The organism is Pseudomonas sp. G166 (assembly GCF_037027455.2).
Lineage (GTDB): Bacteria > Pseudomonadota > Gammaproteobacteria > Pseudomonadales > Pseudomonadaceae > Aquipseudomonas.
Map to the genome: position 1 here is coordinate 3,202,744 of NZ_CP146985.1, position 22,200 is coordinate 3,224,943.

At 60.3% G+C, this 22,200-nt stretch carries 19 protein-coding genes; 6 read left to right on the forward strand and 13 right to left on the reverse strand.

Annotated elements, in window-relative coordinates:
- Positions 1-86: 86 nt before the first annotated feature.
- Positions 87-4,259: a M10 family metallopeptidase gene (locus SGN16_RS13920; RefSeq protein WP_335944732.1), complete on the forward strand. Its 4,173-nt coding sequence runs from the start codon at positions 87-89 to the stop codon at positions 4,257-4,259.
- 46 nt (positions 4,260-4,305) lie between these two features.
- On the opposite strand, the gene SGN16_RS13925 is transcribed toward SGN16_RS13920, so the two are convergent.
- The 6 genes from SGN16_RS13925 to SGN16_RS13950 form a co-directional block, all read right to left on the reverse strand.
- Positions 4,306-5,298, reverse strand: a complete 993-nt coding sequence (locus SGN16_RS13925; protein ID WP_335944733.1) for a LacI family DNA-binding transcriptional regulator — start codon at positions 5,296-5,298, stop codon at positions 4,306-4,308.
- A 75-nt stretch (positions 5,299-5,373) separates the two neighbouring features.
- The gene (locus SGN16_RS13930) at positions 5,374-6,876 is read right to left on the reverse strand and encodes a glycoside hydrolase family 32 protein (RefSeq protein ID WP_335944734.1); all 1,503 of its coding nucleotides are present in this window, start codon (positions 6,874-6,876) and stop codon (positions 5,374-5,376) included.
- Positions 6,873-8,018 (reverse strand): sn-glycerol-3-phosphate ABC transporter ATP-binding protein UgpC, encoded by a 1,146-nt coding sequence (ugpC, locus tag SGN16_RS13935; protein ID WP_335944735.1) that lies wholly within the window; start codon positions 8,016-8,018, stop codon positions 6,873-6,875. Before ugpC ends, SGN16_RS13930 begins: the two co-directional genes overlap by 4 nt.
- Before the next feature lie 27 nt (positions 8,019-8,045).
- Entirely contained in the window at positions 8,046-8,888 is an 843-nt protein-coding gene (locus SGN16_RS13940) for a carbohydrate ABC transporter permease (protein ID WP_210644919.1), read from the reverse strand.
- Positions 8,885-9,847: a sugar ABC transporter permease gene (locus tag SGN16_RS13945; protein WP_210644922.1), complete on the reverse strand. Its 963-nt coding sequence runs from the start codon at positions 9,845-9,847 to the stop codon at positions 8,885-8,887. Before SGN16_RS13945 ends, SGN16_RS13940 begins: the two co-directional genes overlap by 4 nt.
- Before the next feature lie 21 nt (positions 9,848-9,868).
- Entirely contained in the window at positions 9,869-11,143 is a 1,275-nt protein-coding gene (locus SGN16_RS13950) for an ABC transporter substrate-binding protein (RefSeq protein ID WP_335944736.1), read from the reverse strand.
- Between the two features lie 167 nt (positions 11,144-11,310).
- On the opposite strand from SGN16_RS13950, the gene SGN16_RS13955 reads away from it, so the two are divergent.
- Entirely contained in the window at positions 11,311-12,873 is a 1,563-nt protein-coding gene (locus SGN16_RS13955) for a carbohydrate porin (RefSeq protein ID WP_335944737.1), read from the forward strand.
- A 39-nt stretch (positions 12,874-12,912) separates the two neighbouring features.
- Here the strand turns inward: SGN16_RS13955 and SGN16_RS13960 are convergent, their stop codons facing one another.
- A complete protein-coding gene (locus SGN16_RS13960; protein WP_335944738.1) occupies positions 12,913-13,893 on the reverse strand; it encodes a helix-turn-helix domain-containing protein in 981 nt (326 codons plus the stop codon).
- A 94-nt stretch (positions 13,894-13,987) separates the two neighbouring features.
- Between SGN16_RS13960 and SGN16_RS13965 the strand changes: the two genes are divergently transcribed.
- The gene (locus SGN16_RS13965; RefSeq protein ID WP_335944739.1) at positions 13,988-14,446 is read left to right on the forward strand and encodes a tautomerase; all 459 of its coding nucleotides are present in this window, start codon (positions 13,988-13,990) and stop codon (positions 14,444-14,446) included.
- A gap of 100 nt (positions 14,447-14,546) precedes the next feature.
- Here the strand turns inward: SGN16_RS13965 and SGN16_RS13970 are convergent, their stop codons facing one another.
- Positions 14,547-15,116: a TetR family transcriptional regulator gene (locus tag SGN16_RS13970; protein WP_335944740.1), complete on the reverse strand. Its 570-nt coding sequence runs from the start codon at positions 15,114-15,116 to the stop codon at positions 14,547-14,549.
- 193 nt (positions 15,117-15,309) lie between these two features.
- On the opposite strand from SGN16_RS13970, the gene SGN16_RS13975 reads away from it, so the two are divergent.
- The 3 genes from SGN16_RS13975 to SGN16_RS13985 all read left to right on the forward strand — a co-directional run bounded on the left by SGN16_RS13975 (position 15,310) and on the right by SGN16_RS13985 (position 18,383).
- Positions 15,310-16,095, forward strand: a complete 786-nt coding sequence (locus SGN16_RS13975) for an SDR family oxidoreductase (protein WP_335944741.1) — start codon at positions 15,310-15,312, stop codon at positions 16,093-16,095.
- Between the two features lie 280 nt (positions 16,096-16,375).
- Positions 16,376-17,362 carry an MDR family oxidoreductase gene (locus SGN16_RS13980; RefSeq protein WP_210644930.1) on the forward strand — a complete coding sequence of 329 codons (987 nt, stop codon included), beginning with the start codon at positions 16,376-16,378 and terminating at the stop codon, positions 17,360-17,362.
- Between the two features lie 22 nt (positions 17,363-17,384).
- Complete coding sequence (locus tag SGN16_RS13985) at positions 17,385-18,383, forward strand: NADP-dependent oxidoreductase (protein ID WP_210644932.1); 999 nt, start codon at positions 17,385-17,387, stop codon at positions 18,381-18,383.
- A 63-nt stretch (positions 18,384-18,446) separates the two neighbouring features.
- On the opposite strand, the gene SGN16_RS13990 is transcribed toward SGN16_RS13985, so the two are convergent.
- The 5 genes from SGN16_RS13990 to SGN16_RS14010 are packed head-to-tail and all read right to left on the reverse strand — an operon-like array spanning position 18,447 to position 22,200.
- Entirely contained in the window at positions 18,447-19,271 is an 825-nt protein-coding gene (locus tag SGN16_RS13990; RefSeq protein WP_335944742.1) for a DUF4198 domain-containing protein, read from the reverse strand.
- 8 nt (positions 19,272-19,279) lie between these two features.
- Positions 19,280-19,603 (reverse strand): hypothetical protein, encoded by a 324-nt coding sequence (locus tag SGN16_RS13995; RefSeq protein WP_335944743.1) that lies wholly within the window; start codon positions 19,601-19,603, stop codon positions 19,280-19,282.
- Between the two features lie 22 nt (positions 19,604-19,625).
- The gene (locus tag SGN16_RS14000) at positions 19,626-20,621 is read right to left on the reverse strand and encodes a zinc ABC transporter substrate-binding protein (RefSeq protein ID WP_335944744.1); all 996 of its coding nucleotides are present in this window, start codon (positions 20,619-20,621) and stop codon (positions 19,626-19,628) included.
- Positions 20,618-21,523 (reverse strand): metal ABC transporter permease, encoded by a 906-nt coding sequence (locus SGN16_RS14005; RefSeq protein ID WP_210644941.1) that lies wholly within the window; start codon positions 21,521-21,523, stop codon positions 20,618-20,620. Before SGN16_RS14005 ends, SGN16_RS14000 begins: the two co-directional genes overlap by 4 nt.
- Positions 21,520-22,200 (reverse strand): metal ABC transporter ATP-binding protein, encoded by a 681-nt coding sequence (locus SGN16_RS14010; protein ID WP_246883124.1) that lies wholly within the window; start codon positions 22,198-22,200, stop codon positions 21,520-21,522. Before SGN16_RS14010 ends, SGN16_RS14005 begins: the two co-directional genes overlap by 4 nt.

Genomic DNA, 22,200 nt, shown 5'->3' on the forward strand with positions numbered 1-22,200 from the left:
ATCAAAACTGCAGTTTCTCAGGCAAAATAAACCTTTGTAGCGGCCGCATCCCAGGAAGGGTCGCAGATCGATTTCAGGAAGCCCGTATGCCCAGTCCAATTGGTTACTCCTCTATTTCGTACGCAAAGCTGACCACTAACGCACAGGTCAACAGCTTGCTTTACGGCACTTATTGGAGTGGCAGCGCGATCACGGGTACGTCCTTGACGTACAGCTTCATGACGGCGGATTCCTATTTCTCCACCAATTACAGTGGTGAGAGCGAATACCTGGGCGGCTACGTGGTGACGTCAGCGCAGCAAGACGGCATTATCAGTTCGCTTGGTGCGTGGAGTTCGGTCGCCAATATTCAATTCACTCAAGTCACCGAATCCTCTACCAATGTTGGTGACTTGCGGTTCGGCGGCTATAAATGGATGGACGACGACACCGCTGCCTGGGGCTATTTTCCCGGCAGGACGGCCGCCGCTGGCGATGTCTGGTTGGGGCCGGTCACGAACGATCCGACACCCGACAAGGGCTCCTACGACTACCTGGTCTTCATGCATGAGATCGGCCACGCGCTGGGCCTCAAGCATCCGTTCTCCAAAGGCCTGTCAAATCCCACGGTGCTTTCTGCTCAGTTCGATGACGTGCGCTACACGATCATGAGTTACAACACTGGGTACTCCTATGAGCCAACCACGCCGATGTTGCTGGACATCGCCGCCATCCAGAGTCTCTATGGCGCCAACACCCAGTGGCAGACAGGTAACACCACGTATAGCTGGGCAACTGGTCAATCGGTGTTCGAGACGATCTGGGACGCGGGCGGCAATGACACCATTGATGCAAGCAATCAGGCGGGTGCCGTTCGCATCAACCTGAATGAAGGCCAGTTCAGTAAAATCGGCCAGGCCTTCACCAACCTCAAGACCGGGGCGGCCTTCAATGAAGGGTTGGCGATTGCTTACGGCGCCAAAATCGAAAACGCCGTTGGCTCGGCGAATGACGACACCCTGATTGGCAATGCGCTGGGCAACCTTCTAAATGGTGGCGCCGGCAAAGACACCATGATCGGCGGGGCAGGCAATGATACCTACGTCGTCGACAATCTCGCGGATGTGGTCAGCGAAACCAGCACCCTGGCCAGCGAAATCGACACCGTGCGGTCCTCGGTGACCTGGAGCCTGGGCGCCAACCTGGAAAACCTTACGCTGACCGGCAGCGCAAACCTCAACGGCACCGGCAATGCGCTGGGCAATGTGCTGACCGGCAACACGGGCGACAACGTACTGAACGGCGGTATCGGGCAGGACAGGCTGGTCGGCGGCGCCGGCAATGACACCTATCTGCTCGACAACCTCGGTGACAGCGTCATCGAACTCGCCGGCGAAGGCCGCGACCTGGTACGCACTTCGGTCAGCCATACCTTGTCGGCCAACGTCGAGGATGGCCAACTGCTCGGCATTGCCGCCCTCAATCTTGTCGGCAACGCCTTGGACAACAACCTGGTCGGCAACAGCGCCGCCAACGTCCTCAATGGCCTGGGCGGTGCGGATACCCTCGACGGCGGGGCAGGCAATGACACCTACGTCATCGACAGCCTCGGTGATACGGTCATTGAACGAGGTGTTTCGCTCACCGAAATCGATAGCGTTATCTCCTCTGTCAGCTACACCCTCGGCAGCAATCTCGAGGTCCTGACGCTCAGCGGCAGCGGCAATATCAACGGTACCGGCAATGCGCTGAACAACCGTATCACCGGCAACGCCGGCGCCAACGTCCTGGACGGCGGCAGCGGCATCGATACGCTGGCCGGTGGTGCCGGCAACGACACCTACGTGGTCGACAACCTCAAGGACGTCATCAGCGAAACCAGCATTCTGGCCAGCGAAATCGACACCGTGCGCGCCTCCTTGAGCTGGAGCCTGGGCGCCAACCTGGAAAATCTCACGCTGACCGGCGCGGCCCACCTCAATGGCACCGGTAATGCCCTGAATAACGTGTTGACCGGCAATGCCGGCAACAACCTGCTCAACGGCGGTCTTGGGCGGGACACGCTGATTGGTGGTGCCGGCAACGACATCTACATGCTCGACAACCTCGGCGACAGCGTCATTGAGCTTGCCGACGAAGGCCGCGACCAGGTACGTACCTCGGTCAGCCATACCTTGTCGGCCAACGTCGAGGATGGTCAGCTGCTCGGCGTTGCCGCCCTCAATCTGGTCGGCAACGCCTCGGACAACAGCCTGATCGGCAACAGTGCCGCCAACGTGCTCAACGGCTTGGACGGTGCCGACATCCTGGACGGCGGTGCCGGTATCGACACGCTGATCGGTGGCACAGGCAACGACACCTACATCGTCGACAACCTCAGGGACGTCATCAACGAAACCAGCACCCTGGCCAGTGAAATCGACACCGTGCGCGCCTCGGTGAGCTGGAGCCTGGGGGCCAACCTGGAAAACCTCACGCTGACCGGCATTGCCCATCTCAATGGCACCGGCAATGCCCTGGACAACGTGTTGATCGGCAACGCCGGTAACAACGTATTGAACGGTGGGGCAGGCGGCGACCAACTCGATGGTGGCGCAGGCAATGATACCTATGTCGTCGACAACCTCGGCGACACGGTCATTGAGCGAGGCGCCTCGCTCACGGAAATCGACAGCGTTATCTCTTCAATCAGCTACACCCTCGGCAGCAATCTCGAGGTCCTGACGCTCAGTGGCAGCGGCAATATCAACGGCACTGGCAATGCGCTGAACAACCGCATCACAGGCAATGCCGGCGCCAATACGCTCGACGGCGGCAGCGGTATCGACACGTTGATCGGCGGTACTGGCAATGACATTTACGTGGTCGACAACCTCAAGGACCTGATCAGCGAAACCAGCACCCTGGCCAGCGAAATCGACACCGTGCGTGCTTCGGTAACCTGGAGCCTGGGCGCCAACCTGGAAAACCTCACACTGACGGGCAGTGCCCATATCAATGGCACTGGCAACGCGCTGGGCAACGTGTTGATCGGCAACGCCGGTGACAACGTGCTGAACGGCGGTGCCGGGCGAGACACGCTGATCGGTGGCGCGGGCAATGACACCTATGTGCTCGACCAGGCCGGTGAACTGACGCTGTTGCAAGAGGGCTCCGATCAGGGGCTCGACAGCCTGACCATCACTTACGCCGCCACCTCGCTGAGCAACGTCGTTGACCTGAGCCTCAGTAATTTGCGCAATGTTGAGAACGCCACCCTGAGCGGCGCAGGGCTGTTCACCGTGATGGGCAACGACCTGGATAACCGCCTGATCGGCAATGCGTTCGCGAACACCCTTCGGGGCGGGCTCGGCAGTGATGTCCTCGACGGTGGCGCGGGTGCCGATACCTTGATTGGCGGTGCCGACAATGACACCTATGTCATCGACAACCTCGGCGACAAGGTCATCGAAGCCGCGGACGAAGGCCGCGACCTGATACGCAGCTCGGTCAGCTATACCTTGTCGGCCAACGTCGAGGATGGTCAGTTGCTCGGCGTTGCCGCCGTCAATCTGGTCGGTAACGCCTCGGACAACAGCCTGATCGGTAACAGTGCTGCCAACGTGCTCAATGGTCAGGCCGGTGCCGATATCCTGGACGGTGGTGCCGGTATCGACACCCTCATCGGTGGTACCGGCAACGACACCTACATTGTCGACAACCTCAAGGACATCGTCAGTGAAACCAGCACCCTGGCCAGCGAAATCGATACCGTGCGCTCTTCGGTGAACTGGAGCCTGGGCGCCAACCTGGAAAATCTCACGCTCACCGGTGCTGCCCACCTCAATGGCTCCGGCAACGGGCTGGACAACGTGTTGACCGGCAACACCGGTAACAACGTTCTGAGCGGCGGGGCAGGTAACGATCAACTCAACGGCGGTGCAGGCAATGACACGCTGATCGGCGGCATGGGGGCTGACACCTTGACCGGTGGCGATGGCGCTGACCGTTTTGTTTTCAGCTTCTTGAATGAGTTGGGCCTGGGAAGTGCCCGCGACACTATTTTCGACTTCAGCAGCCTTCAGGGCGATAAGGTTGACCTGTCGAAACTGGACGCCAATGCCCCGACGACGCTGTTTGAAAAGTTCACTTTCATCGATTCGAACGATTTCACGGGGGTAGGGCAACTGCGCTTCGTCGATAACGTGCTTTCCGGCAACATCAACGGCGATCTGGGAGCGGATTTCGAGATTCAGTTGGTGGGTGTCAACACCTTCACTGCCAACGACTTGGTCGCTTGATAAAACGGCCTTGTGTGCGGCACGCGCTGGGCGTTGCCGCTTGAGCCTATAGCGACGCCCTGACCACCAGTGGGCAATCCACTGGCTGTGCGCCCGACACCTCGAGGCTCTCGATCAAGTGCCGGGCCGCCTGGCGCCCTATCTCGTAGTACGGCAACTGGACCGTGGTCAGTGGCGGGATGAACAGTTCGGCGATGCCGATCATGTTGTCATAGCCGAGCACGGCCACGTCCCCGGGAATCTTCAGGCCACGGCCCAACAATAGCTGATAGGCACAAAAGGCAATACGGTCGTTGCCGCAGATCAGAATGTCGAATTGCGGCCGACCTTCGATGATGTGCCGGTCAAGGATGGCGGCGGTTTCACCGTAGGCATCGTGATCAGAAAGGTCGTATTGCAACAGTGCCTCAGGCGCCAGCCCGAATGCCTGGCAGGCGCGCTGCAGACCTTCTTGTCGAAGGCCCCAGGCCAGGCTCTTTTTCGGCAGATTGATACACAACGGGCGCCGATAGCCTTGGCTCAAGGCATGATGCACGGCTCGATACTGCCCCGACGCATCATCTGGCACATAACTGACCAGGCGACTGTCATCGGCCAGGCAATTGGCGAGTACCAGCGGCTTGCTTTTCAAACGCTCGGGAATGCTCACCTGGCGCAACCCCATGGCACTGAAGATCAACCCGTCAGGACGATGCGACAGCATCAGGTCGATGTTCTGGTCGGTGGGCGGGTTGCTCAACAAGTTGAGGATAAATACGTTCCAACCGGCTTGCTGCGCGGTCTGTTCGATGGACAGCAGCAGCTCGACCGCGAAGGGGGTGGTCGCGGTGTCCAGTGCGAACACCCCGATGGTGCGCGACTGCAAGTTGTCGCCGCGCATCTTGCGCGCCGACAGGCTCGGTACGAATTGCAGTTCGTCAATGGCGCGGCGCACCCGCTGAAGGGTTTCGGGGCTCAGCTTTTCCGGGTTGTTGAGCGCTCGAGAAACCGTCATCAGGGATACGCCGGCCAGCTGTGCAACGTCTTTCACTGAAGTCATGCGAGGTGAGGCCAGTCAGGTTGACGCCGAATCATGACACAGGGCCCGGGCTTCTCGCGACTCGAATGACGATGCTCATAACCACCCTGAAGCCAGCGGCCAAGCGCTGCTGATCCAGACGCGCCCGCCGGCCCCACTGCCCAGCAATTTCACCCCCAGGCTGTCGGGCCGCGGATAGAGGCGGCTGCTGAGGCTGAAGAGGCCGTTTTCCTCAAACACCTCGATGGACGAGCGATCCAGGAACACTCGCAGTTGCAGGTGTGCTTGGGCCCGGTCGACCGCCACGCTGCGCTGACCGCTGACCTGCGCCCCCGAACGACTGCGGTCGAGTACCAGGCGCTGCAATGACGCATCGTAATAAAGCAGGGTTTGTTCATCGCCCTCGGCACTGCACCGCAAGGCAATGCCCAGGTGGCCTTCGGTGCAGTCGAGCAAATCCAGATGCACATGGATCTCGAGTCTGTCGCCGTTGATCTGTGGCACCCACTGGCTGCCCGATTCATCCCACGCCGGTGTGCCCGGCAGCGGCGCCTTGCGCAACGCCGCCAGTTCCCGGGCCGGAAATACTCTGAGGCGATCGGCCTGCAACTGCAGCTCACGGGGTAAACCGAGCATGCCGCACCAGTGATGAGCCTGGCTCGGCATCGGGCTTTCCCACATGTCGAGCCAGGCCCAAACCAGGCGTCGACCATCGGCGGCCACCAACGTTTGCGCAGCATAGAAGTCATGACCGTTATCCAGTTCGATAAACGGCCCGCCGCTGAAGTGCCACTGGCTATCGAGTCGGCCCACGCGATAACCGGTCTGGTACTTGTTGAGCCGGTCATAACCCTCAGGTTGCATGCCTTGGGGGGAGTACAGCAGCACATCGCGACCATCGAGGCGAAACAGATCCGGGCACTCCCACATGTAGCCATCACCCTCGCTGCCCCTGGACACATAGTCGAGGAACTCCCAGGCGTGAAGATCGGTGGAGCGGTACAACGGCAGCAGGGGGGTATCGCCCAGGCGTGCGCCGGCAATCAGGTACCAATAGTCATCTTCTTTCCAGACCTTGGGATCACGAAAATGCATGATCGCGTCTTGCGGTGCGCGCTCGATGACGGCGCCATGTTTGATGAACCGGATGCCATCGACGCTGGTGGCCAGGCATTGGACTTGACGGATCAGGCGTTCGTCACCCACTTCCCCCAGCCAGGTGTGCCCGGTGTAGATCAACGCCAGGGTGTCGCCACACACCACCGCGCTGCCGGAAAAGCAACCGTCGCGGTCAAAGTCATCGCCCGGCGCCAGCGCGATGGGCAGGTGTTGCCAATGGACCAGGTCGGCACTCTTGGCATGCCCCCAATACATCGGGCCCCATTTCGCATCGAAGGGGTGGTGTTGATAGAACACGTGATACTCGCCCTGGAAGTACACCACCCCATTCGGGTCGTTCATCCAGCCCACCGGTGGGGCCAGATGATAATCGGGGCGATAGTCGTCGGTGACGCGAGACAGGCCATCTCTCAGCGCCTGCTGCGCAAGTTCAAGGGACGCGGACATTGGAGCACTCATGGCATTTACAGACACAGTCATAGGGCGCCTGCTCGTACCGAGCGCAAGGTGGCGTCATCCGACGAGTTTTTTATGGCTTGTGGCGGGCGACCCAGGGCCGTGCCGTCGGCATCGAACAGATGCAGATTGGCGATCTCCAGCTGCAATTCGACCCGATCGCCCACCCGCCACCCGGCGTTGACCTCACAGCGACAGATCAGCGGCTCTTGCTGACCGGTATCGAGGTGCACATAGGTTTCGCTGCCCAGGTATTCGACAACGGTCACGGCAATGCCAGCGGCGCCTTGCGCCGCTTTGAGCGCAACATGCTCCGGGCGAACTCCCAGGCTCAGTTGCGTGTTCGCGGTCATGCCCGAGCTGTCGAAGGGCAGGGAAGTCCTCCCCAATACGAGGCTTTCAACCAGGCTGGTTTCACCCGGCGTATGCAGGAATGCTGGAAGGAAATTCATTTTGGGCGAACCCAGGAAGCCGGCGACAAAGCGGGTGGCGGGGCGCTCATAGAGCTCACGTGGCGAGCCGACCTGCTCGATGCGACCACCATTGAGCACGACAATTTTGTCAGCCAGGGTCATCGCTTCGACCTGGTCGTGGGTGACGTAGATCATGGTCGTGCCCAGTCGAGCATGCAGCCGGGCGATTTCGTTACGCATTTGCACCCGCAAGGAGGCGTCCAGGTTGGACAGCGGCTCATCGAACAGCAAGATGTCCGGCTCCCGCGCCATGGCCCTGCCCATGGCCACTCGCTGACGCTGTCCGCCCGACAGCTCCTTGGGTTTACGCTGCAGCAGTTTGTCCAATTGCAGGATTTGCGCGGTTTTCAACACGCGCTCACGCAGGCTGGTCTTTTCGGTCTTGGCCAGTTTGAGACCAAAACTGATGTTGTCGTAGACGCTCATGTGCGGGTAGAGCGCATACGATTGAAACACCATGCCGACGCCACGTTCGCGTGGCTCCAGGTCATTGACCCGGCGCCCGTCGATCAGCAGGTCGCCGGCGCAGATCGAATCCAGCCCGGCGATCAGACGCAGCAGGGTCGATTTTCCACAGCCCGAGGGGCCGACGAACACCACGAATTCACCGGCGGCGATATCCAGGCTGACATCACGGAGAATGCGCACGCCGCCCAATTGCTTGTTCACGTTGTCTAGCTTCAACTTGATCACGATGCTGTTCCTTGTCTTTGTTGGGCATCAACCCTTTAACGCGCCGGTAGTGAGGCCGGAAACGATTCGGCGCTGGAAGATCAGCACCAGAATCACCAATGGGACGGTGACCAGCACCGAAGCGGCCATCAACAGCCCCCAGGGCAGTTCATGGGGGCTGCCGCCGGAAATCAGGGCGATGGCCACCGGCACCGTGCGTTGTGTGTCAGTGAGGGTGAAGGTCAGGGCAAACAGGAACTCGTTCCACGCGGCAATGAACGCCAGCAGGCCGGTGGTGACCAGTGCGGGCCAGAGCAGCGGGAGCAACACGCGGGTCAGGGTGACCCAGGGCGAAGCGCCGTCCATGATCGCCGCCTCTTCCAGTTCATGGGGTAGTTGGCCCATGAACGTGGTCAGCACCCAGACGGTGAAGGGCAGGGTGAAAATCGTGTAGCTCAGGATCAGTGCCCAAGATGTGTTGTACAGGCCCAGGGCACGGATCACTTCGAACAACCCCGACAGCACCGCGACCTGGGGAAACATCGACACGCCAAGGACCATCATCAGGACCGTACCGCGGCCACGAAACTTCACCCGGCCCAAGGCATAAGCCGCGGTCAGGCTGAGGAACAGCGCCAGTGTGACCACACATAGCGCAACCACCAGCGAGTTACCGATCGCCCGCAGGAACGAGGCCTGGTGGAGCACGGCGGCATAGTTGGAGAAGTCGGGGTTGTCGATCCAGTAGCTCACTTGGAACAAGGCGCTGGAGGGCTTCAACGAAGTCACAATGGCGTAGTAGAAAGGGAACACCGCATACAGCAGCAAAATCCCGATCAGGCACCAGAAGCCGAGGCGCAACAGTGCTTTTTTCAATAGGCGTGGGCTCATGAGCGCACCTCCATTTGCCGGCGTCCGAGGTACAGATAAACCATGGCGATCACCGCAACCACCAGAAACAGCAAGGTCGAGGCCGCGCTGCCGTAACCGACGTCCTGGAACTCCACCAGGTGCTGGCGGGCATAGACCGACATGCTCATGGTGCTCGACGAGTTCGAGGTCAGCACATAGATGACGTCAAACACGCGCAATGAGTCGAGAATGCGGAAGATCGCCGCCACCAGCAGCGCGGGCATCAGCAGGGGCAGGGTGACCCGCCAGAACACCTTCAGCGGGTGAATGCCATCGACCCTGGCGGCTTCGTAGCAGTCGCCCGGCAACATCTGCAAGGCTGCCAACATCAGCAGCGTGACAAAAGGCACGGTCTTCCAGACGTCGACGATGATCACGGCCCACATCGACAGGTCGGCGTCCGCCGTCCAGGCCAGGGGGGCATCAATCAGGCCGAGGCTGAGCATCAGATGATTGATGATGCCGAACTGGTCATTGAGCATCCATGACCAGATCTTCGCCGAGACAATGGTCGGAATTGCCCAGGGAATCAGAATCAGCGCCCGCACCAGGGCACGACCGCTGAAGTTGACGTTTAGCAACAACGCCACCAGCAATCCCAGTACGATCTCCAGCCCCACTGACACCACGGTGAAATGCAGGGTGTTGCGCACCGCATTCCACCATTGAGGGTCGACCAGGATGCCGGACCAGCCGGTGCTGCTGTGGAACAGATAATTACTCAGGCCGATGAAGGTTGCATCGCCAGTGTCGGCCAGGCTGGCGTCGGTCAGGCTGAACCAGAATGTGCGCAGCAGCGGCCAGGCCGCCACCAGGGCCAGGCACAGCAACATCGGTGTCAGGAACAGCCAGGCGGCGCGGACCCGACGGCGTTGTACTGGCGTTTCCCGGACGAGCAGCAGCTCGTCACTGGGGGCCAGGGTAGTGGAGACAGACATGGTGATTTCCTTCCTTGTGGCTTACCAGTTCCGGCGTTTGATGCGCGTCAGCTCGCTTTCCAGTTCGGCCAGCGCCTGATCGACCGGCAACTCGCCGGCCAGCACGCCATGCACCTGATCGAAGAAGGCATTGGAAACCCGTGGATAGCGATCGGCGGTAATTGAGGCGGGGCGCATGACCCCATCATTGAGGATGCTGTGCAGCTGGCTGTAGTAAGGCATTGCCGCGAGCAACTCCGGATCTTGATAAAGCGACTCGATCACCGGGTTATAGGCGCCGACCAGGGCACGATGTTTCTGCTGTTGGGCGCTGCTCAGGTAGCTCACCAGTTCTGCGGCCAGCTTGGGGTTGGCGCTGTATCGCGACACCGCCAAGCCCCAGCCACCGAGGGTAGACGCGTGGGTGCCCGTCTCGCCACCGCGGGGCAGGGGGGCGACGCCGACCTTGTCTTTTACGGCGCTGTCCGGGCTTTGCACCAGCGCCCAGACATACGGCCAGTTGCGCATGAACAGCGCATTGCCCGACTGGAATACGCCACGGCCTTCTTCCTCGGTGTAGTTGAGTACGCCACGCGGGGAGATGTCGCCCACCCAACTCTTGGCCAACGTCAACGCCGCTCTTGAGGCCGCGCTGTTCACCACGATGTCGCCTTGTGGATTGACCAGCCCACCGTGCGGTTGGCTGCTGATCCACTCCAGTGCATTACACGTCAGGCCTTCGTAGGCACGGCCCTGAAAGATGTAACCCCAGGCATTGGCGTTTCCGGCGGTGCGCTCGGCCTGCTGGACATCCCGCGCGATGACAGTCATTTCCTCCCAGGTCTGGGGTACTTGCTTGTGGTACTTATCGAGCAAGTCCTTGCGGTAATACAGCAGGCCCGAATCGGTGAACCAAGGCATTGTCACCAGCCGCCCATTCACCGTGGCGTTATCCACCTGGGCTTGGAAATAGCCCTGGGTCGCGTTGGCGGGGAGCACTTCGCGCAGGTCCATCAGATGTTTGGCCAGCATCCCCGGCCACACCATATCGATTTGAATGATGTCGATGTCGCTGGACTGGGCACTGAGGATCTGTTGGTAGAACGACAACCTTTCGGTGGCCGAATTAGGTGTGGAAACCACTTCGACGTTGTTGCCGGTCTGTTTCGACCACGTCTCGACAGCCTCCTTGCACAGTTGCAGTTCGGCACCCACCGCACCGCAGGAGATCGTCAGATTGGCAGCAGTCGAAAGGGATGGAAGCCCGGCACAAAGGGCGAGCAGCGTGGCCGGAAGGAGCGATTTGAGCTGTTTCATAAAGCCCTCTTTATTTTTGTTTTTAGAAAAGTTAACGTTAACATCGCCAAATGTAGCAGTGTATTTGCGATGAGGCATCCTTTTTTTCGCGGTTTTTGACAATTCAAATACCGAGAAAAAAGACCGTTGCTGGAACAGAAAAATAAAAACAAAACAGGGAAATCCACATGCAGAAAGCATCAAGCTGGCTTCTCGCAGGCGTGCTCGGCACCTCGGCGGCCACCTCTCACGCTGCGACGCTGGAAGAGCGCATGGCTGCGTTCGAGGCCCGCGCCAGCGCCGCGGAAAAACGCGCCGCTGCCGCCGAACAGCAAACCCAGGCCCTGGCCAGGGAACTGCAACAACTCAAACTCGCCGCTCCCGCCGTCCAACCGGTGGCGTCCACTGCTAACGTTGCCGCGCCGACGCTGGACACACGACTGGCAAAGCTCGAAGCCCGTCAACAAAACCTGGAAAAACAGGGCAGTGGGGCACACCTCACGGACGGCTTCAGCTTCAAGGGCTACGCTCGCTCCGGATTGCTGGTCAATGATGGGCTGGGAGGCGGTCGTGGCGGCCCTTATACCACCCCGGCCGGTTCCGTCGGCGGGGCTGTCGGGCGACTCGGTAACGAGGACGACACCTACATGCGTATCGACCTGTCGAAAGAGCAGTACGCGCAGAACGGGACCCGCTCAAAATTCACCGTATCCATCGCCGATGGCGTGGAAAGCTCCAACGACTGGACGGCCGACGAAAGCGACCTGAACGTGCGCCAGGTGTTTACCGAACTGGACCATATCGCGGCGTTCAAGGGTAACTCGGTGTTCGAGAACTCGACCCTGTGGGCAGGCAAGCGCTTTGACCGGGACAATTTCGACATTCACTGGTTGGACTCGGACGTCGTCTACCTGGCTGGCACCGGAGGTGGCATCTACGACGTGCAGATGAACAAGAGTTGGCGCTCGAATTACTCATTGATCGGGCGTAACTACGGCGAGTTCAGTGAGGGCGGCGTCAATGCCGATGTGGAGAGCTACATCCTGACCTCCAACCAGTTTTTCGATAACGGGCAGTGGCAGTGGATGTTCAATGCCATCGGCGCCAAGGAAAACGACATCGGCACTCGCAACAATGAAGCGGGCCTGACGCCTGCCGACTCCGGCTTGCACAGCATGGTGGCCAATCACCAGAAGAACTTCTTCGGCAGGGAAGGCTTCTTCAAAACGGCATTGCTCTACGGGCAAGGTCTGGGGGCCGAGGTCAAGAACATCGGTTCGGACGGTGAACTGATCGATGATGCTCGCGCTCTGCGCCTGGCGCTGTACGGCGAAACCCCGATTGCTCCCGGTTGGCGCATCGGCCCCAGCTTGCTGGCCGAACAGAGCAAGGATCGGTACGTCAAGGGTGACGATTACCGCTGGATGACACTGAACGTGCGCTTGGCCAATGAAATCAACAGCAATTTCGAGATGGCCTACGAGATGAGCTGGCAAACCATGGACCTCGATCCCAAGGGCTACCTGCAACGGAATGCGGTCGACGGTAATTTCTGGAAGTTCACGGTCGCCCCGACCTTCAAACCTGATTTCGGGGACCTGCTCACACGTCCCGAACTGCGAGTGTTTGCCAGTGTCATGGACTGGTCTTCGGACCTGGACAGATACAGCACCTCAGATTCCTTCGGCAAGTCTGACTTCAATGCCGGCGGCGTTTGGCAATACGGCATACAGATGGAAACCTGGTTCTAAACGGCCGGGGGCATCTTCTTCGCAAGCAGAGGATGCCCCTCAACCCTCGATCAGCGCCAATCGGAACTTGCTCGGGTTGGCCCCGAACACCTTCAGCATCAACCTACGCAGGGCGGTAGCGTCCTCGTAACCCACCTGCGCGGCGACCTGTTCAATCGTCATTCGGCTGGTCTCAATCAACATGCGGGCGCGATTGAGCCGCACGCTTTGCACCAGCGCCAGCGTGCTCTTGCCCGTGGCTGCCTGCACGTGCCGTGAGAGCGTTCGCGTAGACATGGCAAATTCATCCGCCAGCGCAGCCACACTTGGAAGGTTCGGCAACGCTGATTCGATGCGTTGGGTCAGGCGGGCAATCAACTCGTTGCCGTTGGAAAGCATCATCGGAACGATGAACGGTGACTGGGCCTGGCGACCATCAATCAAGAGCATTCGGCCCACTTCGCCTGCCAGCGGGGCTCCGAAGCGCGAGCGCAACAAATGAAGCATCAAATCGGTTTGGGCGAAGGCCGCTCCCGCTGTTATGACCGGACCATCGGCGCACACCATCCGATCCACGTCGACAATGCAGCGCGGCTCGAGTCGGCGCAACTCAGCGGCCAACCACCATGAAGTTGTCACCCGACGGTCCACGAGCAACTGCGCAGCCTGTAGCAGAAAAACTCCCGTGCACGATGCCGCCACTGAGCCGCCATGAGCTCCATGCGCCTTGATGGCCCGGATCGCGCGTTGCGCATCGTCGCTCGCCAGGCGTCCTGCTACGTCACGGGCGCTCTCGACACCCAACCCTGGAACGATCCAGATGCTCTGATCGATGGACACCCTGCGGGGCATTGGTGTCGCTTCAACACTCAGTCCACCACTCAACGATACCGATTTGCCGTGCGCAGAAACGATGCGCCAGGTCGGACGAGTCACCTTAAGTCGCGGCGCTAGCGTGACCGCGGCGTTCAAGATATCCAGGGTCGCCGCGACGCTGGTCGCATAGGCTCCAGGAAGGACCAGGATGGTGAAGTCGTGCATTGTCTTAAAAGGCCTGAAAGGAGTCGAATCGGACGCTGTAAGCCTACAGGTTCTGAGCGCCTAATGCCGTACCTCTCATCCACTGGAGCTGTTCATGCCTAACATCATTTTAAAAATACCGAAGGGTTCTTTCCCTGGTGAAGCGCGAGCGACCTTGGTGCGCAGCATTAACGATGCCGCCGTCCTTGCAGAGCAGATTGCGGATGATCCGAAGAAGCGATTCTTGTGTTGGGTGGTTGTCGAGGAGGTTGAGCCAGGGGCCTGGACCTGTGGCACCGTCGATATGACCTCGCAAATGCTGCCCTGCATGGCCATGGTCTATGTCCCCGCGGGGGTGCTGGACGCGGCTTCAAGGGCCAACTACGTCGAGTTGATGCACAGCGCGTTCATGCAAGCGCTACCTGTCGATGACAAACGCCAATTGATGACGTCGATCGTGCTGCACGACGTGGCTGACGGCGCTTGGGGGGCTAATGGTGTCATCTGGAACTTGCCCCTCTTCGCTAAAGCAGCGGGGTTTGAACATCTCCAGCACCTGGCTGCGGCGATCTGACAAGCCCTCGGGCCTTCGGATCTGGCGACCTCATGCACCTTGACCTGTCTTGGGCATCCCGGATTCCAAAGAACACTTAATCCAGGGCGCTCACGGTTGCCTACGGCGCCAGGGATTCGAGTAATTGCCGATGGCAGACCTCGAGAATTTCATCTGCCAGCGGGGATTCATCCGGACAGGCTCGGGACAACACCACCGCGCCGACGGCGCGGGCCAGCCTGTCGATCATCTTGGCCCTGGCGGCTTGCCGCTGCTCATCATCCTGTTGCGCAGCTGTGCGCCCGAGGGCCGTCAAGGCGTTTTCAATGCCCTCGGCGAACGTCGCCTTGACCTCATCTGATTGGCGCGCGGCGTCCCCGCAGAGGGCCGCCATCGTACAGCCAACGCTGCGGTCATCACGATGTTCCCGGGACACGTAATGATCGAAAAATGCTGCGGCACCCAGGCCTGCATAGTTGGTCATGGACTGGGAAAGCCCGCACGCAGCAGCTTCAGCCATTAGATCGGCCTTGGAGCGGAAGTGCTTGTAGAACCCCCCATGAGTAAACCCGGCCGCCGCCATCAAATCGGCCACGCCGACGCCGTCGTATCCACGCTCACGAAACAGCCTGGACGCGGTTTCGACGATGTGTGCCCGGTTTAATTGCGCCTGCGCCTTGGTGACTCTCATAACCCGATGCCTCGTTTCTACCTTGGTTTTCAGGGGCCAATATACATTGATGTTGATCAACATCAAAACCGTTGACGATTAAGATTATGATCGTCATCCTATAATTCAGGCACCGATCACTCGAACTCAAACCGCGCCCGATCGCTGCCGCAAACCCACACAGCAGATTCCCATCGAGCAAGAGAGCAAAGTCATGAGCCATTCCCCAGCCGTCCTCATCACCGGTGCGTCCAGCGGCATTGGTGCCACCTACGCCGAACGATTTGCCCAACGCGGTCACGACCTGGTCCTGGTGGCGCGCGACAAGGTGCGTCTGGAAGCACTCGCGGCGCGTTTGCGCCAGGAGCACGACATCACCGTCAACGTCCTCCAGGCCGACCTGACCCAGCCAGTAGACCTGGCTACCGTCGAGGCACGCCTGCGCGATGACGCTCGCATCGGTGTTCTGATCAACAATGCCGGTGCAAACCACACGGGAAACTTCGTCGAGCAAACGCCTGAGAGTATTGAGCAACTGGTGGCGCTCAACATCACCTCGCTGACCCGGCTCGCCCACGCGATCATTCCCAGGCTGGTGCAGGCCGGCGAAGGGGCGATCGTCAATATCGGTTCGGTCGTTGGCCTGGCGCCCGAGCTCGGATTCACACTCTACGGCGCGACCAAGGCGTTCGTGCAGTTCCTTTCCCAGGGGCTGAGCCTGGAGCTCTCTTCCAAAGGCGTCTACGTACAGGCAGTACTCCCCGCTGCCACTCGCACCGAGATTTGGGAGCGCTCCGGCATCGACATCAATACGCTGCCCGAGGTCATGGAAGTGGGCGACTTGGTGGATGCGGCCCTGGTCGGTTTCGACCGTCGCGAAGGCGTGACCATTCCGCCCTTGCATGACGCCGCCAGCTGGGACGCCTTCCAGGCCGCGCGCCAAGGTGTCCTGGGTGGTCTGCGGCAGGCTCAGGTAGCGGAGCGGTATCGCAACCTTTGATGGGGTCCGGCGATACCCCATCGCCGGACTCAAGACCGCCCACCGAGCCAACGTCGAGCATTGAAGGGTTTTTTCAGGACGGTCAATAAATCTGTAGCGCTGCTGACGGGGGCCTCATCGGGCAAGCCACGGCTAACACGCTCGTTGCGGCAGGCTACATTTATGGCACCAGTCGAAAGGGGCCCCAGGCCCCTCAACTGGATTTTGAAAAGGCACTGCTTGCCTGATGCATCTACTAAGTGTGCAGCGGATAACCTGCTCATCCGAACCGGAGAAAACAATGACATTCAAGGCTCTGCTCGCTACCAAAACCGGCGATGCAATCGCGACTCACCTGGTTGACTTCAAGGACGAGGACCTGATGCCAGGCGACGTGACCGTTGTGATCGAATACTCGACCGTGAACTACAAGGACGCCTTGGCCCTGAGCGGCCGCTCGCCGGTCATTCGCCAGTTCCCATTGATCCCGGGCATTGATTTCGCCGGGATCGTCGAGACCTCCAGCCATCCCGGTTTCGCAGCCGGCGACCGGGTGCTGGTCAACGGTTGGGGGCTGAGCCAGACTCACCACGGTGGCTTCGCGCAGAAAGCGCGGGTGAGTGGCGACTGGCTGGTGAAGGTCCCGGAGGCATTTTCAACTCAACAAGCCATGGCCATCGGCACGGCAGGCTACACGGCAATGCTCAGCGTACTGGCGTTGGAGCATGGCGGCCTGTCCCCCGAGCGCGGCGATATCCTGGTCACTGGCGCCAGTGGCGGTGCCGGCTCGGTGGCGATTGCGCTGTTGTCGGGCCTGGGGTATCGCGTGATCGCCTCGACCGGGCGTCAAGAGGAAGCCGACTACCTGCACGCGCTCGGCGCGGAACAGGTCATCGACCGCCGGACCCTGTCCGAGGCAGGCGCCCCGATTGGCAAGGAGCGCTGGGCGGGCGTTATCGATTCTGTGGGTAGCCATACCCTGGTCAATGCATTGGCACAAACCCAATACCGGGGCGTTGTCGCTGCTTTCGGGCTGGCCCAGGGGGCAGATCTGCCAGGGTCGGTGCTGCCGTTCATCCTGCGTAACGTGACCCTGGCCGGTATCGACTCTGTCAATGCTCCCCAGAGTGCCCGCGTGCAAGCATGGTCACGACTGGCGCGTGACCTTGATGTGGATAAGCTTGCCCATACCACTCAAGTCGTGGGCTTGGCTGAAGTTCCAGCAATCGCCGGCCGAGTGCTGGAAGGGAAGGTTCGCGGGCGCACCGTGGTGGATGTGAACGCATGATTCTTTCAACGAGTCGATTCCCATGAAGGCATTTTTCATCGAACGCTATAAGGACACTGGCCACATTGGCCAGTTGCCCGACCCTGAAGTCGGGGAGGACGAGGTACTGGTCCAGGTACATGCCGCCAGTATCAACCCGCTGGATTTCAAGATAAGGAGCGGCGAGTTCAAGCTGATCCTGCCGTATTCTTTCCCGCTGGTCCTGGGTAATGACTTGGCTGGCGTGGTCGTTCGCGTTGGTCCAAAGGTTTGCCGCTTCAAGCCTGGCGACGAGGTTTACGCGCGCCTCGGCGAGGATCGTATCGGGACCTTCGCCGAGCTGGCTTGCGTGAAGGAAGATGCGCTTGCGTTCAAACCCGGCAACCTCGATATGGCGCAGGCCGCCTCTCTGCCTTTGGTCAGTTTGACGGCGTGGCAGGTTTTGGTGGAGACCGCCAAACTGACAAAAGGCCAGAGGGTGTTGATTCACGCAGGTTCTGGCGGTGTGGGAGCGGTCGCCATTCAGCTCGCCAAGCACTTGGGCGCCTTCGTCGCCACGACAACCAGCACGAGCAATGTCGATTGGGTGAAAGCCTTGGGCGCTGATCTTGTCATCGACTACAGCAAGCAAGACTTCGAATCCGTCCTGCAGGACTACGATGTGGTTCTCAACAGCCTCGGTTCCGACGTACTTGCCAAATCCCTCAAGGTCCTCAAACCCGGTGGCCACCTCATTTCCATCTCCGGCCCGCCGACTCCGCAGTTCGCTGAAGGGCAAGGATTGTCCTGGGGACTAAGGCAGGTCACGCGTTTACTGAGCTACGGCATTCGCAGCAAAGCGCGAAAACGCGGTATCAACTACACGTTCGTTTTCATGCGGGCAAGCGGCCGGCAGTTGCATGAAATTACCGCGCTCGTCGAGTCCGGGGTCATTAAACCCGTGGTGGATCGATCGTTTGCGTTGGAGGCGACGGCGCAGGCCCTGGCCTATGTCGAGAAAGGACGGGCGAAGGGAAAAGTTGTGGTCAGCGTTATCGATTGATTGCATCGGTGGCCCCCTCGGAACGTTGTCCGAGGGGCCATTGCAAATACCCACGAACGTTGATCACTTCATGTCTCTGGCCTGTACCCACAGCACCGCGTCTTGCGACAAGGGCTTGCCCATGTGGGTCTTCGTTGCACCGATGTCGAGCGCCGCGATGCCCCACCAGCCGGACCGGGGCAGGCCAATGGTCACGATGCCTTGAGCGTCCGCGTAGGTGCTCAGGGCTTTGAATGACGCTTGAGGTGCCGTCACATAGTCTTGCTGGCCGAAGGCGTTTTTTTCGAGATCAACGGAATGGTTGACGTATTCGATTTCGATTTCGGCGAACGGAACAGGCTTGCCATCGGCCAGCACCACGGCGCGGAACACGCCTCCCGTCCAGTTGGCATAAGGTTTGTTCAGTGGCTGGATCTCCACTGGCAACCCTTGTGGCTCTGACCAGTTTCCGGGGACTCCACCCACGTTCACGATCAACTTGGTGAACTGTTGGATGTAGACATCTTCTTCAGTTTCCAGGTAAGGCTCGGGTTCGAGTACGAAAATATGGTCACCCAGTGAACGCACCAACTCCCGTGGAATCGAGGCACGATAGGCCGTCGTCCGGTTGTCGCGACTCTGCCACTCGACGGGACGCAAGTATTTGCGCAGGTCGATTTTCTCCTCGCCGTGGGAGCTGCTGTGGTTGAAGGCGCGAGGTGTACCCATGGCCATGGTGGGGCCGCCGGAGAAGGGGTGGGTGAACACCAGCGCGAACTCGAGGTTTTCCGCTCGCTGTAGCGCCGTTTCTTCCACGTAGAGCATCTGGAAATGGGCGTGTGCAGCGCCGGCCAAGCCAGTGAATGTCGTAGCGGCAAGGGCTTGGAGCAGTTTTCGTTTGAACGTCATGGTCGCTTTCACCTTGAAATGTCGGAAGACTGAATCGTGAGTTCATGGCCGGCGCCACCGAGGAACACCACGGAGTAGTTTCCGGTGGGGGGCTGGAATGCGTAGGTGTTGTCCTTGCCGACTTCGCCTTCGAGCAACACCTTGTTGCTTGGGTCCTGAACATGGATTTTTCTGCCGGCGGCCGAGCTGCCATCGGTGAAGCCCGCCTCGCACTTCACCTGGTTATCGCCCTCGATGTAGCAATCGAAGACCGGGCCATGGGCGAAGCTCGCCTGGCAGAACGCCAGAGCGCCCGCCATCGTTATGCGCAGTGCTGAACCTATGGGTTTCATAACGCCTCGTCGTCAAGATCGATCATTGGGCAGGCGACTGGCCGTCGCCTCTCGTGTTGTCGTTGCCAGCTGCGGCGAAGGCCGCCAGCAAGGCTTCCAGGTTCGAGCCCAGGAGTGCTTCGTATCCGTTGGCCGTGTCGGCGAGTACTCCCGGGTTGCCCGTATCGAGTACCAACAACCGCGCGCCCCCGTCCTCGATGGCTTTGACGATCCTGGCGTCCGGTGCCCACTTGTGGACCACCACGCGAATGTCGCGCTCGCGCAGGTAGTGGGTCAGCGCGGCGTAGTCAGCGTCGCTCCAGTCGATGTCCTGTCGCACGAACCAGCCGTCGACAAATACGCTGAATTCGCCGAACAGGTAGATGAACTCATTGGCCAGCGACAGCACGCGCAGATCCGGCACCGCGTTCAGGCGGGCACCGTAGTCGGCCTTGAGCCGGCGCAAGCGGTCTTCAAGTGCGGCGAGGTTGCGCTGTATTCGCGGCGCATCGGCGGGGGCCAGGCGCGACAAGTCGGCGGCGATCAGTGCGGACATGCGCATGGCGTTGACGGGACTGAGCCAGGCGTACGGCGACGGGCTCTCATCGACATCGCTCGCCGCGGCCCAGGGAACGTCGCGCGACGGTATGCGGGTCACCGCCACGCTGGGTTTGGCCGTGTCCCATGAGTGCGAGGCATCGATCTCGATGATCCGCAGGTTGTGGTGGCGCGCCGCCGCATACAGCGGGTCGGCGCGCCAGAGACTGCTGAGGGTGACCACGGCTTCGGCTTGCTGGAACACCTTGGCATCCAGGCGTGACAGCGCGTTGGCCTGGCTTTCCATGGGCACCGCAGCTTGCGCTGGAAGACGGACGACCTCAAGGTTCGTGCCGTCGCTGAGTGCCGAGGTGAGCGCATACACGGCAGGCAGGGCGACAAGCACCTGCTGCCTTGCGTTATCGGCAAAGGCCGAAAACGGCAGGCCCAGCAACAGGGCCAGCATCGTCAGCCAGGATCTGTAGAACCCTTTCCTATTCATACGCTGGCCCCCCTGAACCGGGACGTGGTGGCGCGCATGACGGTGGTGGCGACAAATACCAGGGCGGCGACTATCACGATTGCCCCGCCCGTTGGTACGGGGATGTGGAATTGCATCGGCACCAGGATGCCAACCACGCAGGAAAAGGTCGCAATCAGGATGGCGCGCGCGACCAACCCCGGGAGCGAACGGCTGATGTTGCGTGCCGCCGCCGCCGGTATGAGCAGAAGGGCTTCGACGAGCACGGCGCCGATGATTTTCAGGCAAGCGACCGTCACCAGGGTGACCAACACCACAAACAGGTACTCGACGCTTCGCACTCGCACACCGCGAGCATGGGCCAGGCTCGGATTGAGGCTGGCCAACAACATGCCGTTGTACAACGGCAGTCCGAGCAAGGCACACAGCGCCGTTACGCCAAGCAGCACGTTCATATCGGTGTGGTCCACCGCCAGGATGGAGCCGAACAGCACGCTTTCCATCACGTGGGTGTTGATCTTTGCCGACACGAACAGCAACAGCGAGGCACCGACCGCCAGCGAGATGGACAGGAACACACCGATCAGCGTGTCATTGGCCAACGTGGTGCGATGCTGCGTGTACTTGAGCGTCAGCGCGAACAGCAGGCAGAAGCCGAACATCGAGAAGTAGGGGGAGGTGTAGGATTCGCCGATCAGCACGCCAATGGCGACGCCGGTCATTGCCGCGTTGCCGACAGACTGACTGAAAAACGCCATGCGCTTGATCATTACCATCGTGCCCAACACGCCCAGCAACGGTCCGATGAGCACTGCGCAGAGCAGGGCATTGATCACGAACTCGTACTCGAACGGTTGCGGCAGGATGCCACTGGCGGCGAGCGCCTGCAGGTGGTTGCGAATGAAGTCGTACAGGGCGTTCATTGGGCCCCCTCCAGCGAGTATGCGACTTGGTCGGGGGCGCCATGAAACAGCACCCTGCGGTTGATAACCGTCACCGATTGGGCGATGCGCCTGACTTGTTCCAGGTCATGGTTGATCCACAGGATGGTGACGCCACGGCCGTGCAACTCGGCCACCAGTGCCTCCACCAGCCGTACCCCCGACTCGTCGATGCCGGCAGTCGGTTCGTCGAGGATCAGCAACCAGGGCGCCGGACTGATCGCCTGGGCCAGCAATACTCGCTGGCGCTGGCCACCGGACAGGCTGCCAAAGGGTTTGGTGCCCATTCCTGCCATGCCGGTACGAGACAGGGCCTCGGCATTGGCCGACTTGGCGGATCGGTTGGCCCCCAGGAAGGCCGGCCGGCGTTGACCGAGAAGGGCCATGAGATCGTTGACCGTCATCGGCACGTTGCGGTCGAAGTCCGGCAATTGCGGGACATAGCCCATGGGTGTCGTGACCTGGCCCTCGAAGCGGACCGTTCCCGAATGCGGCATCTGGCCCAGCAGGGCGCGCACCAGTGAGGTCTTGCCGCCACCGTTCGGGCCGATCAGGCAGTGCAGCGCCCCGGCTTCCACCCTAAAACTGACGTCTTCAAGCACTTGCGTGCCCCCCAGTCGCAGGGAGACGTTGTCGAACACTATGGCGGGACCGCGCAT